This is a genomic window from Pseudoalteromonas sp. SR44-8 (genome assembly GCF_014163635.1).
In the GTDB taxonomy this organism is placed as follows: domain Bacteria; phylum Pseudomonadota; class Gammaproteobacteria; order Enterobacterales; family Alteromonadaceae; genus Pseudoalteromonas; species Pseudoalteromonas rhizosphaerae.
On record NZ_JACJDS010000017.1, the window covers coordinates 1 to 14,044 of the forward strand.

Annotated in this window: 13 protein-coding genes; 7 read left to right on the forward strand and 6 right to left on the reverse strand. The window is 41.2% G+C overall.

The window, feature by feature from the left end:
* Positions 1-73 precede the first annotated feature (73 nt).
* The gene (recG, locus tag H5183_RS10075) at positions 74-2,155 is read left to right on the forward strand and encodes an ATP-dependent DNA helicase RecG (protein ID WP_182731612.1); all 2,082 of its coding nucleotides are present in this window, start codon (positions 74-76) and stop codon (positions 2,153-2,155) included.
* A 50-nt stretch (positions 2,156-2,205) separates the two neighbouring features.
* Here recG and H5183_RS10080 read toward each other — a convergent pair whose 3' ends face one another.
* Together H5183_RS10080 and H5183_RS10085 are read right to left on the reverse strand one after the other, a co-directional pair.
* Positions 2,206-3,123, reverse strand: a complete 918-nt coding sequence (locus tag H5183_RS10080; RefSeq protein ID WP_149980650.1) for a porin — start codon at positions 3,121-3,123, stop codon at positions 2,206-2,208.
* Positions 3,124-3,282: 159 nt separating this feature from the next.
* Positions 3,283-4,158 carry a LysR family transcriptional regulator gene (locus H5183_RS10085; protein ID WP_145237078.1) on the reverse strand — a complete coding sequence of 292 codons (876 nt, stop codon included), beginning with the start codon at positions 4,156-4,158 and terminating at the stop codon, positions 3,283-3,285.
* 91 nt (positions 4,159-4,249) lie between these two features.
* On the opposite strand from H5183_RS10085, the gene H5183_RS10090 reads away from it, so the two are divergent.
* The gene (locus H5183_RS10090; protein ID WP_145237075.1) at positions 4,250-4,624 is read left to right on the forward strand and encodes a DUF413 domain-containing protein; all 375 of its coding nucleotides are present in this window, start codon (positions 4,250-4,252) and stop codon (positions 4,622-4,624) included.
* Between the two features lie 89 nt (positions 4,625-4,713).
* Positions 4,714-5,949, forward strand: a complete 1,236-nt coding sequence (locus H5183_RS10095) for a response regulator (RefSeq protein ID WP_182731613.1) — start codon at positions 4,714-4,716, stop codon at positions 5,947-5,949.
* Here the strand turns inward: H5183_RS10095 and rarD are convergent.
* Positions 5,946-6,869, reverse strand: coding sequence for an EamA family transporter RarD (rarD, locus tag H5183_RS10100; protein WP_149980647.1), 924 nt, complete (start codon positions 6,867-6,869; stop codon positions 5,946-5,948). The genes H5183_RS10095 and rarD overlap by 4 nt on opposite strands.
* Positions 6,870-6,921: 52 nt before the next feature.
* Entirely contained in the window at positions 6,922-7,377 is a 456-nt protein-coding gene (locus H5183_RS10105; RefSeq protein ID WP_182731614.1) for a thioesterase family protein, read from the reverse strand.
* A 110-nt stretch (positions 7,378-7,487) separates the two neighbouring features.
* Here H5183_RS10105 and recQ point away from each other — a divergent pair, with 110 nt between their 5' ends.
* From recQ to H5183_RS10125, 4 genes are all read left to right on the forward strand, one after another.
* Positions 7,488-9,311 (forward strand): DNA helicase RecQ, encoded by a 1,824-nt coding sequence (gene recQ, locus H5183_RS10110; RefSeq protein WP_182731615.1) that lies wholly within the window; start codon positions 7,488-7,490, stop codon positions 9,309-9,311.
* Between the two features lie 15 nt (positions 9,312-9,326).
* Complete coding sequence (locus H5183_RS10115; RefSeq protein WP_145237057.1) at positions 9,327-9,626, forward strand: DUF3630 family protein; 300 nt, start codon at positions 9,327-9,329, stop codon at positions 9,624-9,626.
* A 69-nt stretch (positions 9,627-9,695) separates the two neighbouring features.
* The gene (locus H5183_RS10120; protein ID WP_404936103.1) at positions 9,696-11,402 is read left to right on the forward strand and encodes a hypothetical protein; all 1,707 of its coding nucleotides are present in this window, start codon (positions 9,696-9,698) and stop codon (positions 11,400-11,402) included.
* A gap of 52 nt (positions 11,403-11,454) precedes the next feature.
* Positions 11,455-12,021 carry a mechanosensitive ion channel domain-containing protein gene (locus tag H5183_RS10125; RefSeq protein ID WP_145237051.1) on the forward strand — a complete coding sequence of 189 codons (567 nt, stop codon included), beginning with the start codon at positions 11,455-11,457 and terminating at the stop codon, positions 12,019-12,021.
* A gap of 72 nt (positions 12,022-12,093) precedes the next feature.
* Here the strand turns inward: H5183_RS10125 and H5183_RS10130 are convergent, their stop codons facing one another.
* Both H5183_RS10130 and rimK read right to left on the reverse strand, forming a co-directional pair.
* On the reverse strand, positions 12,094-13,152 hold the full coding sequence (locus tag H5183_RS10130; protein WP_145237048.1) for a succinylglutamate desuccinylase/aspartoacylase family protein: 1,059 nt from the start codon (positions 13,150-13,152) through the stop codon (positions 12,094-12,096).
* Positions 13,139-14,044 (reverse strand): 30S ribosomal protein S6--L-glutamate ligase, encoded by a 906-nt coding sequence (rimK, locus tag H5183_RS10135; protein ID WP_145237045.1) that lies wholly within the window; start codon positions 14,042-14,044, stop codon positions 13,139-13,141. Before rimK ends, H5183_RS10130 begins: the two co-directional genes overlap by 14 nt.

The window sequence follows — 14,044 nt, forward strand, 5'->3', positions numbered from 1 at the left end:
AAAACATGCTTGATGACAGGCCTGTTCGCACGTAAACTAAAAAGTATCTAAAAATGAAAGATTTGAGCGTATTGTGTCAAAGCCAACTTTAAGCCGCTACCCAATCACTGACCTCAAAGGCGTTGGTCCAAAGATGGCCGAGCGGCTAAAAAAACTCTGCATTAGCACAGTGCAAGATATGCTCTTTCATCTACCGCTTCGATATGAAGACCGCACCCGTATTTATGCTATCAGTGATTTAGCTGTGCATAGTCATGTCAGTATTGAAGCCACCATAGAAACCAGCCAAATTACCTTTGGTAAACGTAAAATGCTCGTTTGCCAAGTTAACGATGGTACTGGACGACTCACCCTGCGATTTTTTAATTTTACTGCAGCACAAAAGAATACCTTAAGTAGCGGTAAGGTGATCCGCTGTTTTGGCGAGGTACGACGTGGCAGAGTCGGTTATGAAATGACTCATCCTGAATACAGCCTCAGCGATACACCGAGCGAACAACCAACAGCAACCACACTAACGCCTGTTTACTCGACAACGGAAGGGTTAAAACAACTGTCGATCCGTGCATTAAGTGATCAGGCGATTGCATTACTTGAAAAATATCAGGTAGAAGAGTTATTGCCAGTGCAATTCCAACACGCTGGTATGGATTTAACTCAAGCACTGCTACTTTTACATCGCCCCGCTAATGATGTAGATATCACCGCATTAGAGCAAGGCCTGCACCCGGCTCAACAACGTTTAGTGTTTGAAGAGTTACTGGCGCAAAATTTGAGCTTATTAAAATTACGTCAACAAGGACAGCAAGTAAAAGCAGTTGCTCTGAACCCTATTAATCATCTGGAGCATGATTTTTTAGCGCAGCTCCCCTTTGCTCCAACCAACGCGCAAAACAAAGTCGTCGCTGAGATAAAAAACGATTTGCAGTCTCCTTATCCAATGATGCGCTTAGTACAAGGCGATGTTGGCTCAGGTAAAACTCTGGTTGCGGCACTGAGCGCCTTAACAGCTATCGCACAGGGCTATCAGGTGGCATTAATGGCACCCACCGAAATTCTGTCAGAACAACATGGCATTACTTTCGAAAATTGGTTTACGGCTTTAGGTATAACTACAGCATGGCTCGGTGGTAAAACCAAAGGAAAAGAACGCAGCGCAACGCTTGAAAAAATAGCATCAGGTGAAGCGCAAATGATTGTTGGGACTCATGCGTTATTTCAAGAGCAAGTAACATTTAATAACCTAGTGCTTATTATTATTGACGAACAACACCGCTTTGGCGTCCACCAGCGCTTATCGCTACGAGAAAAAGGCCGTTTTGGTGATTGCTATCCCCATCAACTGGTTATGACAGCAACACCGATCCCACGTACTTTGGCGATGACAGCTTATGCCGATTTAGAAACGTCCGTGATTGATGAGTTGCCACCAGGACGTACCCCAATTAAAACCATTGCACTACCTGATACGCGTCGTGATGAAATTATTGCTCGTGTAAAAACAGCCTGTACCGAGCAAGGTCGTCAAGTATATTGGGTATGCACCTTAATTGATGAATCGGAAGCATTGCAATGCCAAGCAGCAGAAGATAGCGCACTGCAGTTAACTCATGCACTGCCTGAGTTAACTATAGGATTAGTTCATGGCCGTATGAAAGCAGCAGAAAAGCAAGCTATTATGGGCGAGTTCAAAGCTGGAAAAATTCATATATTAGTGGCGACAACGGTCATTGAAGTCGGTGTAGATGTGCCGAATGCCAGTTTGATCATCATTGAGAATCCTGAACGGCTTGGCCTTGCACAATTACATCAGTTACGTGGTCGAGTTGGTCGTGGTGCAATCGCATCCCATTGTGTGCTTTTATACCACGCACCGCTGTCTCATACTGCACAAAAACGTTTGGCTGTTCTAAGAGATAGCAATGATGGTTTTGTAATTGCAGAACGTGATTTGGAAATTCGTGGTCCAGGTGAAGTGCTCGGCACTAAACAAACAGGCTTAGCGGAATTTAAAATTGCTGACTTAACCAGAGATAAGCACACACTCAACTTAGTCAGACCTATCGCACTACAAATGCTCCGCCAGTATCCTGAACAAGTAGAACAACTAATCAATCGCTGGCTTGCGGGTAAATCAGTGTATGCACAAGCTTAATAGTAAAAAGCCTTACTGTAATAAGTAAGGCTTTTTCAACAGTCTAAAGACTAAAACTTGTATTCCATGCCAACACCTAAGTAATCTTGATCAACATTGCTGTCCATATCAAAATTAGTGTAGAAGGCAAATAACGTGGTGTTTTTGCTCAAGGAGTGATCAACACCTGCAGAGATGGCAGACTTTTTATCACCCGCATCAAAATCCATTACTTGGTATTGAACTTTAAATGTATTGCTATCAAGGGTGTAAGCCGCATTAACTAAATAACCATCGGCATCACCGCTACCATCCACTTTTTCTTGGCTTTGGTACATTGCACCTAATTTAAAATCAGCTACTTTCCCTTGCACGGTAGCGCGTACAACATCATAACCATTAACTTCACTGTCGGCAGCAACTGATGCATAAACATTGCTTTTCTTCAGTCCAGCATCGCCATAAGTAAGTGCTAATGAATAACCGCTATCGCCATCACTGTCTTTTTCTGCAACGTAAGTTGCAAGCACTTTAAAGCCACTTAAATCCTTTGATGAATAAGTAACTGTATCACTAAGACGGTTTTCACCTTTAAATAAATTTTTGATATCACCTTCAAGGTTATCAAATAAATCCAACTTTCCTTGTGATTGCTTTAAAGCAGTATCATTACGGCCAATCACTAGTTGACCAAATCCACCTTTTAAACCAACGTATTGATTACGTGATGTAACCGTGTCTTTTGAATCATCAGAAACATTAACTTGAAATTCGAACTTATAAATAGCTTCTAAGCCATCACTGATGTTTTCAGAACCTTTAAAACCGATTCGCGATGCATTGCTTTTAATTTCGCTGAATGACCCTTCACCGTCATCCGAAGATTGCACAGAGACATTTGCTTTACCATACACATCAACATCAGCAAATGCAGAAAAAGATAAACCACTTAACACAGCTAGTAATAGGCTCGACTTTGCAAATTTCATATTATTTCCTCAATAAACGCAACAGACTAATTTTTAATTCGCTGCATTTTGCCTGCGGTAAATGACAGAAATATTACAACAGAAATATTTATGACTCATATTATTCATAAAAAGGAACAACAAAAGACATCAAATCAACACAAAACTGTCATATATAGCTTACTTAGCACTAAATTCACTGCTTATTGTTGGTGTTAATTCCAGTAATAAATTAACCAACGTCTCAAGCAAGGGTTTTTGTTCATTATCTCTGTGATAAGCGACAAAAATATCCCGAGAAGTATGTTCCACATCAGACACTCGATGTAGCTCCCCTTTATCTATATGGCTTTTCGCTAAAACTTCAGGAATAAATGCACTACCTCCACATTGTAGTATCAAATCTAATGCAATGCGTCCTGTGCTGGTACGAAAATATGGTGGAGTGTGGCCAGTAAATTGCCGTGCATGCCAAAGTGAGAAGGTAGTTCCCCAGTCAACATAGACATATTGATTATCAAAAAAGTTATCATTAGCAGCTCCTTCAAATGCACTGATAGGTATAATTGGCAAGGTGCAAATACGCTCAACTACTAATTCATCCACTTTTGGTGGATCAAATAAAATCGCTAGATCTAAGGTGCGCTCTAATAATAACCTTGTACTTTCTTGCTGTGCTTTAACTTCAGCCACCAGCGATACCCCTGGCATTGCAGAAACAATATTAGTGATACCAAACTGTAAAAAAGCATCCCAAATATTGGGCGTCCCTGCTAAACTTACTTGCTTATGCATATTATCAGCAAGAGCAACATCGACTTTAGCTCGTTGCATACCAGTAATAATCATTTGCGCATGGGGTAATAAGCGCTCCCCTGGTGCCGTCAATTGGATGTTATTACGTTGGCGGATAAATAAATTAACCCCTAGTCCTTGTTCTAATTGACGAATTCGAAAACTCACCGCAGACTGCGTAATGTAAAGGTTTTCAGCCGCTTTCCCAAAGTGACGAGTACGTACCACTTCGACAAAGGTTTTCAATAAATCTATATCCAATTATTTATCCTCACGATAAAAATTTTTTGTTTAATAAATTGCGCAACTTGATCCATACTCCAGCTTGAAAATAGGGTATGAGGAAACAGCCATGAGCAATGATATTTCACTACTTCGCCAAGCATTTGTAAGCCAACGTCAGTTTTATGATGATCAAAACTTTCCGCGCGGATTCGGCCGCAGCGGTAATTTTACCTTACTAGAAGCCAGTATCCTTGAACAACACGGTGTTGTTCTAAAAGGGTTATATAATAAAACCCTTGAACCACAAAATGAAATCCAAGAACAATTTTTTGCCGTTGTCTCTGGTAATCAAGAACCAACCAACGCAATTGAACGTGCGTGGATTAAATACCTAAAGCTAACGACGTGTAAAGCAAAGTTTCATACTCTGTTTGGGCGTTCTAAAATTTCAAGTCCTGCACCACAAAATCCAGACTACTATTCGGAGTCTGATAGTTTATAAAAGTAATGGTGTTATTTGCTTTTTCGTGTTTTAACAGTTACAACTTGTATAACTGAACAAACTTGGCGATGCCAAAAACAAGGTGTTACGTGACACGAAAAATACTCATCATTGAAGATACGCCAACTATAGCGCGAGTGCAAAAGCACATTGCAATTAAAGTTGGCTATGATGCAGATATAGCCTGTTCCTTAGCGCAAGCAAAAGAGTTAATTAGTAAAAATAACTATTTTTGCGCTGTAGTAGACTTTATTCTACCTGACGCACCACAAGGCGAGGCTGTACCCTGCACTATTGAAGCTCAAATTCCTACTATAGTAATGACCGGCAATATAGATGCAAAGACCCGTGATATCGTCGAAAAATATCCAATAATTGATTACATCACTAAAGAGAACAAGCAAGCCTACCATTATTTAGAAAAGCAACTACAGCGCTTACCTCGCAACGAAAACGTTAAAGTCTTAGTCGTCGATGACTCACCATCAGCACGACTACATATATGCAGCTTGCTTAAACGTCATAAATATCAAATATTACAAGCCTGTGATGGCATTGAAGCACTTGCTGTGCTCGAACAAACACCTGATATAGCAGTTATAATTGCAGATAACGAAATGCCTAACATGAATGGTGATGAGTTATGTGGTGAAATTCGTCGCTTATACAGTAATGATGAAAAAGCAATAATCGGTATTTCCGGCTCAAATGCAGCGCATCTTTCGGCGCGTTTTTTGAAAAATGGCGCAAACGACTATTTACGCAAACCATTTAATAACGAAGAATTTTATTGCCGTTTGAGCCAGAACGTTGACATGCTGGAACAAATTGCCACCATTCGCTTACAAGCGAACACTGACTATTTAACTAAACTACCTAATCGTCGCTACTTCTTTGAAGAAACCACAAAATCATTAAAACAACTGAAGAAAAAAGAGTTAATTCCCTCTTTAGCGATGCTCGATATTGACCATTTCAAAGCAATCAATGATACCTATGGCCACGATGCTGGTGATGAAGTACTAAAAGGACTTTCAATTTGTTTTGCAAAATACTTTACAAAAGACTTGGCGGCTCGTTTAGGTGGTGAAGAGTTTGCAGTGTATTTTAATGACACAAATAAAGATGAAGTATTAAAACGTCTGGATAATTTTCGTCACTTTGTTGAGCTCAATAGCCCTGAATTTAGCAAAGAAAAAATTCAATTTACGCTCTCTATTGGTTACGCACACGGGCCTGTTTATCAAATTGATGAATTATTAAAACAGGCCGATATTAAGCTTTATGAAGCCAAAGAAACTGGCCGCAATAAAGTCATTGCTTAAACAGGCTTAGTGGGTGCAGGGATATTTTCACGTTTACGCTTTTGTGATTGTCGATAGGAATCCCAACTAAAGATAGCCAGCGCACTCCAAATACAAGCAAATGTTACTATTCGTTCAGGACTAAATACTTCACCATAAAATACCACCGCCAACACAAACATTAAACTTGGCCCAATATATTGGAAAAACCCTAAGGTAGTATACTGCAATCGCTTGGCTGCACCTGTAAAGCAAAGTAGTGGCAGTGTGGTAATAACGCCTGCACTGATCAACAATACATTAGTATGCCAATCATTCGCTACGAAATCAGAGCTATTCGATGGCGCCATTAACCACCAATATACTAAAGCAACTGGCAATAATATTAATGCCTCTAGTAGTAACCCCGGCAATGATTCGATAGGTAACTTTTTACGAAGTAAGCCATACACCGCAAATGACCCTGCTAATGAAAGTGCGACCACCGGAAATGAGCCAAAACTAATAACTTGGATCACCACACCACATAACGCCAGAGCAACCGCTAGCGCTTGCCATTTGCGTAGTTTTTCACTTAAAAAAAGCATACCTAGCAGTACGTTTAATAACGGATTGATATAATAACCAAGACTTGCATCAAGCATATGATCATTATTAACCGCCCAAATAAATAGCCCCCAGTTAAAGCCAAGTAAGGTGGCCGTAATAACCAGCATAGCAATGAGTTTAGGGTGTTTAAGCACATGCTGTACTTTATGCCATTGCTTCATTACTGCAACGATGATGACGATGAATAATACCGACCAAACCACACGATGCATCAGTATTTCAAAAGCTGATATATGCTGTAGTAATTTAAAATAAATAGGTGCTAAGCCCCACATAAAAAAAGCCATACAGGCTAAAATAACACCTTTACGCTGTTCAGGATTAGTTGGCATAGATTGTTTCTGATGTAGATGAAAGGCCGCTAGTTTACCTGCCAGCTACGCTTTATCCAACTAAATAAGTTGCCGTGCCAAAAGCTATTTGAGTACCTTGTTCGTTATGGAGCTCCATCCGACATACGCATACTTTATTACCGGAGCGAATTAGCTTGGCACTAGCGGTAAATTCAAGTCCTTTGCCTGGACGCAAGTAATCAGTGCGCAAATCGATGGTGCCGAGCGTCGCTAGCTTGGTTTGAATACTAACTATATTAAGCTCAGTGAGCTTATCTATCATCGCCGCCGCAGCGAGCATCCCCCCCACATTATCAAGCACCGCAGAGATTACCCCACCGTGGAGAATTTTTTGAGCGGGATTACCAATAAAGACATCCTGCCAAGGAAAGCTTATTTGCGCTTGTTCCGCATCTAGTGATTTAACTTTTATTTGTAAAAACTGGTTAAACGGCATTTGCTCTACAAAAACTTTAGCAACTTGGTCAATTAATTGGGCTTTATTCATTATTATTATCCGCGACTTTATAACTGGTAAGATGAGTAAAGCACAACTAAAAAGAAAGTGCGATAAAAAGCACCTATGCAAGGTCGTCTAAAAGCTCTAAAATGTCCGCGATGAATACACCAAATCCCACAGCAAGCACCGTAGTGCGCAGTCCCGCAGCTATACTCAAACAAGTGTTTGGCTATAGCGAATTTCGTGATGGCCAAGAAACGGTGATCAATGCAGCCCTTAACGGCCAAGATTCGCTAGTATTGCTGCCAACTGGCGGCGGTAAATCAGTATGCTACCAAGTGCCCGCGCTTGCCTTAAGCGGTCTGACAGTCGTTATTTCGCCATTAATTTCCCTTATGCAAGATCAAGTATCACAATTGCAAGCGCTCGGGGTGAAAGCGGCGTATATCAATAACAGTTTAAACCGCGACGAACAGCAGCAAATATATCAACAACTGCACAATGGTTTGCTTAAGCTACTGTATGTTGCACCTGAAAAAGTGCTGCAACATGAATTTAAAGAGCGCTTAAGTCACCTTAATATTAGTTTATTTGCGATTGACGAAGCTCACTGTGTATCACATTGGGGTCATGATTTTCGCCCTCACTACTGCCGCTTAAGCGAACTAAAACAACGCTTTGCAGATGTGCCTATGATGGCGCTCACAGCGACAGCTGATAAAGCCACGCGGTTTGATATTGTCCAGCAGCTTGGTTTAAATGCCCCCTATATACACACTGGTAGTTTCGATCGACCAAATATTCGTTACACCATTGAAGAAAAATTCAAACCGCTGGCGCAATTACTTCGCTACTTAAAAGAACAACAAAATCAAAGTGGTATTATTTATTGCACCAGTCGAAAACGAGTTGATGAAATAGCTGAAAAGATCGCTGATGCGGGAATGAACGCAGCGGCTTACCATGCTGGTATGAGTAACGAGCAACGCCAATTTGTACAAACCGGTTTCGCCCGTGATGATATCCAAATTGTGGTGGCTACTGTAGCCTTTGGCATGGGCATCAATAAACCCAACGTCCGTTTTGTACTGCATTATGATATTCCCAAAAGTATCGAGTCTTACTATCAAGAAACTGGCCGTGCTGGCCGTGATGGCTTGGCCGCTGAAGCTATTATGTATTTTGATCCGGCCGATATTGGCCGTGTTAGGCGATTTTTTGAAGACATTGAAGATGAACAACGTCGTCGTGTCGAAGAGCAACGTTTTAACGCCATGGCCAGCTTCGCAGAAGCACAAACATGTCGTCGACAAATACTTCTTAACTATTTTAGTGAATATCAACGCGAACCGTGCGGTAACTGCGATATTTGCCTAAATCCACCAAAAAGTTTTGATGGTACTTTAGTGGCACAACAAGCCCTTTCGTGTGTGTATCGTGCCGAACAACGGTTTGGTTTAGGCTACATAGTTGAGCTACTGCGCGGAGCAAATACCAGCCGCATTAGGGATAACAATCACCACCAACTCAGCACTTATGGCATTGGTAAAGACCACAGTAGTGAATTTTGGCTCAGTATTTTACGCCAACTGATTCACCAAGGCTTACTGAGTCAAGATATCACCCAAGGCTCAGCACTGCGCTTAACCGAAGGAGCTCGCGCTATTTTGAAAGGTCAATACGCGCTGCAAATGGCTGAACCACGTCTGCAAGCGAAGCACGTATACCAAGACAAGCTCGCTCAGTTTAATTACGATAAAAAGCTATTTGCCAAACTACGTGCCTTACGTAAAGAGCTTGCCGATGCGGATGATGTGCCACCATATGTGGTGTTTAACGATAAAACCCTCGCAGAAATGGCGCAACTAATGCCAACCAATGACAGTGAATTTCTCAAAGTGTCAGGAGTTGGCTTTACTAAACTCAATAAGTACGGCAGCCCTTTTTTACACGCCATACGCGACTACTTAGCCCAGTCTTAAATAAAGAGAAAATTGATGACTCAGCTGCAACTAGATAATCAACATAATGCTATTATTATTATCCCCAGCGAAATGCCCAACGATGATGATTTCGAGCTTTGGGCGCAGTTATTTTTACATGGCCCAGAAATAGTAATTGGTGAATTTGCAGCGGGAGCGGATCGCCACCAATGCCGCTTTACGTATGCGCAGCAGAGCTTTAATTTAAACTTTGAACATTACAGTAACAGCATTTGGATTAATGGCGAAGGCATTGAAGCTGAGCATTTATTAGCAGCTTTAGCACACTATTTTCTTACACTATTGCAACAATGAGGTAGACTTATACACTAACTTAGTGTGTAGTGGGTAAACGCTAAAAACCCATAATCAAGGATTTCAATGGTGATAAATAACGCTTATGCACTTTTATTGTCTAGCTGTTGCAGCACTTTGCTCTATTCATCCTATGGCTTAGCGCAATCGTTTGATGACGGGCAGCAAAGTTGCAGTAATCAGCGCACAACTACACCCACTGAAAAAAATCTACGTCGCCAACTTGATGTTGATATACAGCTGCCAGAAAAAACTAATAATGCAAAAATAGCCCAGGTCGAACTTGAGCAACTCAACGTTTTCAATACCAATTTAGAAGCAGAAAATAACGCATTATTTCGCTTTGCTAATCGCGTTCATATGACCACAGAGCCTAATGTTATAAAAAGTATTTTATTGTTCGAACCTGGTGATCACTATGAGCCGAAAAAACTCGCCGAATCAGAGCGCTTATTACGTCACCAAAGTTATCTATACGATGCCAGAATAAAAGCAGAAACTAACTGCGATGGTGACATAGATGTGAAAGTGATCACCCGCGACTTATGGACGTTACTACCAGAAATTAGCTTTAGCCGCAGCGGTGGCGAAAATAAATCGAGTATTGGTTTTCGTGAATCCAATTTATTTGGCTGGGGTAAACGTTTATCACTCGCTCGCACTACTGATGCTGAACGAAATGGTTACCTGTTTGTTTATGATGATCCTAATATACTTTCTAGCCGCTACCGTGGTCGCATAGAATACTCTGATAACGACGATGGTAAACGCCATTTATTCGAGCTTAGCTACCCTTTTTACTCTATTGAGACACCTTACAGCTATGGTTTATTAAGCTTTTCTGATCAACGAACTGAATCTCTTTACAAACGTGGTGAAGTATTCAGTCAATTTATCCAGAAAACAGACTATAATCGCATTCACTTTGGCCACTCTAAACAGCTTGCTAATAATTGGACTCAACGCATTAGCGTCGGTTATACCCATGAACAGCAAGCTTTTGAGAGCACAGTAAATACCGTCACACCATTGGCTGAAAAACGGGAGCTAAGCTATCCATATATCAGTGGTCATTGGTTTGAGGATCACTACATAAAAGTGCGTAATTTCGACAGTATTTATCGTACTGAAGATTTAAATCTCGGTTGGAATGTGCAAGGTTTATTAGGCTATGCAAGTGAAGAATTAAGCAATGACGATAGCCGTGCTATTTACTCTTTTGATGCGAAAAAAGCTCATTTTAGTGGCGATAATACCCTTTGGCGCTTTCATGCTAGCCTAGATGGTAATTGGAACGAACAACAAAGCAAAGTAGAGAACTTACTCGCGAGCACTCAAGTGCAGTATTATTTAAACACCAGTTTTGAACAATCGTGGTATGCCAAAATACGCTTAGACTATGCTAAAAACCTAACCCCCGACAAACAGCTAATTTTAGGCGGCGAAAATGGCCTACGTGGCTATCCGCTAGACTACCAACAAGGCGATCGTAGTTTTTTAGTTAACCTTGAAAAACGCTATTATTGGGAATACGACCTGCTTCAACTGTTTAAAGTTGGTGGAGCTGCATTTTTTGATATTGGTCGCGCTTGGTTTAATGACCAAAATAACGGTAAAAATGGCCAAGTATTGAAAAATATAGGTATCGGGTTACGGCTCGCTCCAAGCAGAGCAAATGCAGGAACTGTGATCCATTTAGATATCGCCGCTCCACTTGATAAAAGTGATGATGTTGATTCTATTCAATGGCTAGTCACTGTAAAAAATTCCTTTTAAAGTGTGCTAAAAACGCTAAACTAGTTGCTCCTAAACCGCATTTGGATTGATTGTGGAACTGTTAGATATTCTTAGCACGCAGTATAAACTCGTCGTCACTTTAGTTGCTCTGTTACTTTTTCCTGTACTATTAAAACTGACTAAAAAATTACTCGAAAAAACTATTAAGGGCAAAGTCGATATTCACCGTAAATATCGTGCCGAACTATTACTGAAAATTATTCTCGCATTTGTAATGCTGTGCTTAGTGTTAGTTTTTTGGGGTATTGAATTACGGGGTTTACTGGTACTTGGCTCATCCTTGTTTGCCATGCTAGGTGTTGCACTATTTGCAGCTTGGTCGCTATTAAGCAATCTGACCTCGTTTTTGCTAATGTTTATTCAAAATGACTGTCGTGTTGGTTATTGGGTTAGAGTTATTGACGGCGCGAACTTTGTTGAGGGGCGTATTGTCGAGATGGGCTTGATGAATGTGGTATTAGAACATGTTGATGGGCACCGAGTTATTTATCCTAATAACCTATTTGTTACTCGTCCGGTGATGGTTTTAAATAAAGAGCCGAAACCTACTAAAGCAATCGCGGTTAAGCGCGCTATTGGACCTAAAAAGCTGCAATAAACTAAAAGCACATAACAAAAAGCCGTTTAAGAATATCCTTAAACGGCTTTTTTGATCAGTTACAATCAGCAATTAATTATTTAATTCCGCTGTTTTTAACTCATCTTCAATATCACTTATTTCATCAATAAAGGTTTCAAGCTGTTGTTCTACCAAGCTGTTTGCGTGAGCAAAATATGCTAAATGAAACACTGCATCCCCTTCATTAACCAGTGGCATAGTTTGTTGACCAATCACTATACCACTTCTTGGCGCTAATAATTCCAGCTCAGAATCACCGAGTGGGCTACTGATATAAGCTAATATTTGCCCTTTCATTACTCGCTCACCCAATGATACTTGCGCACGCACAATGCCATCGACTTCAGCACGCACCCAACTGGTAGAGCTGGCAATAATTGGCTCAGGTAACTTTTTAGCGCGCTTGCCACGGATCATTTTTAAATGACGCATGACATAATCAACGCCTTGCATACCAGCCGCTATTGCAATTGGATCAAACCGCAGCGCTTCTCCAGCTTCGTATGTGATCACCGGAATACCTAAGTTCGCGGCCTCACTTCGCAGTGAACCATTACGAAGTGACGCATCAATAACGGCTGGTGTACCAAATGCATTCGCCATTTGTGCCGTTGCTTCATCACTCAAATCTGCGCGAATTTGCGGTAAATTGGTGCGATGTATTGCGCCAGTATGTAAATCAATAATATGCGTACAATGAATGGCCACTTGCGAAAAGAACATATGTGCCATACGTCCAGCAAGCGATCCACGAATAGAGCCCGGAAAACTACGATTCATATCACGGCGATCAGGTAAATAACGTGACTTATGAATAAAACCAAATACGTTAACAATCGGCACAGCAATCAGCGTACCACGCAGCTGGTTAGCATCTATTTTTGCTAATAATTGGCGTACGACCTCTACGCCATTGAGTTCATCACCATGAATAGCCGCACAGACCATTAAAACAGGCCCTGCTTGAACTCCATTCACTACCTCTATTGGGATATTCAACGGCGAATGGGTGTACAGCTTAGCTGCTTCTAGGGCCAGCGTCTTACGCTCACCGACACCCACCGTTTCACCTAATAAAGTAAACGCACTATTGATTCTAACCTTTGCCACGCGTTGCGGTCCTTTTGGTTGCAGCGGTTTTTTCGATAAATTCGATCACCATGCCTGCAATATCTTTTCCTGTTGCTACTTCGATACCTTCAAGACCTGGTGAAGAGTTAACTTCCATTACCAAAGGTCCGCGAGATGAGCGAAGTAAATCAACCCCAGCTACGTTCAAGCCCATTGCTTTAGCTGCAGCTACTGCTGTTCTACGTTCTTCTGGCGTAATACGCACTAATGTTGCACTGCCACCGCGGTGTAAATTAGAACGGAACTCACCATCTTGTGCTTGACGCTTCATTGCGGCAATCACTTTGTCACCAAGTACGAAACAGCGGATATCAGCACCACCAGCTTCTTTAATATACTCTTGTACCATGATATTAGCTTTTAAGCCCATAAAGGCTTCAATAACACTCTCAGCAGCTTTACGTGTTTCAGCTAACACCACACCAATGCCTTGAGTACCCTCTAACAGCTTAATAACTACAGGTGCACCGCCAACCATTTCAAGTAAGTCTTTAACGTCATCTGGCTTGCTAGCAAAACCGGTTACCGGCATACCAACGCCTTTACGTGATAACAACTGTAACGAACGTAATTTATCTCGCGAACGTGAAATAGCAACTGATTCATTAACAGGAAATACATTCATCATTTCAAACTGACGCAGTACTGCACAACCATAAAAAGTAACTGAAGCACCAATACGCGGGATTATGGTATCAAAATCTTTTAAATTTTCACCGCGATAATGGATCTCTGGTTGCTCAGAGTTAATGTTCATGTAACAACGTAATGCATCGATCACTTTTACTTCATGACCACGCATCTCAGCTGCTTCAATTAAACGACGCGTTGAATATAAATTCTTGTTACGAGATAAAATACCAATTTTCAT

What these genes read in the sequence shown, in the direction of transcription:
- H5183_RS10080 (WP_149980650.1), bottom strand. Translation starts at nt 3,123, where the DNA reads ATGAAATTTGCAAAGTCGAGCCTATTACTAGCTGTGTTAAGTGGTTTA.
- H5183_RS10090 (WP_145237075.1), top strand. Translation starts at nt 4,250, where the DNA reads ATGAGCAATGATATTTCACTACTTCGCCAAGCATTTGTAAGCCAACGT.
- rarD (WP_149980647.1), bottom strand. Translation starts at nt 6,869, where the DNA reads ATGCCAACTAATCCTGAACAGCGTAAAGGTGTTATTTTAGCCTGTATG.
- H5183_RS10105 (WP_182731614.1), bottom strand. Translation starts at nt 7,377, where the DNA reads ATGAATAAAGCCCAATTAATTGACCAAGTTGCTAAAGTTTTTGTAGAG.
- recQ (WP_182731615.1), top strand. Translation starts at nt 7,488, where the DNA reads ATGAATACACCAAATCCCACAGCAAGCACCGTAGTGCGCAGTCCCGCA.
- H5183_RS10115 (WP_145237057.1), top strand. Translation starts at nt 9,327, where the DNA reads ATGACTCAGCTGCAACTAGATAATCAACATAATGCTATTATTATTATC.
- rimK (WP_145237045.1), bottom strand. Translation starts at nt 14,044, where the DNA reads ATGAAAATTGGTATTTTATCTCGTAACAAGAATTTATATTCAACGCGT.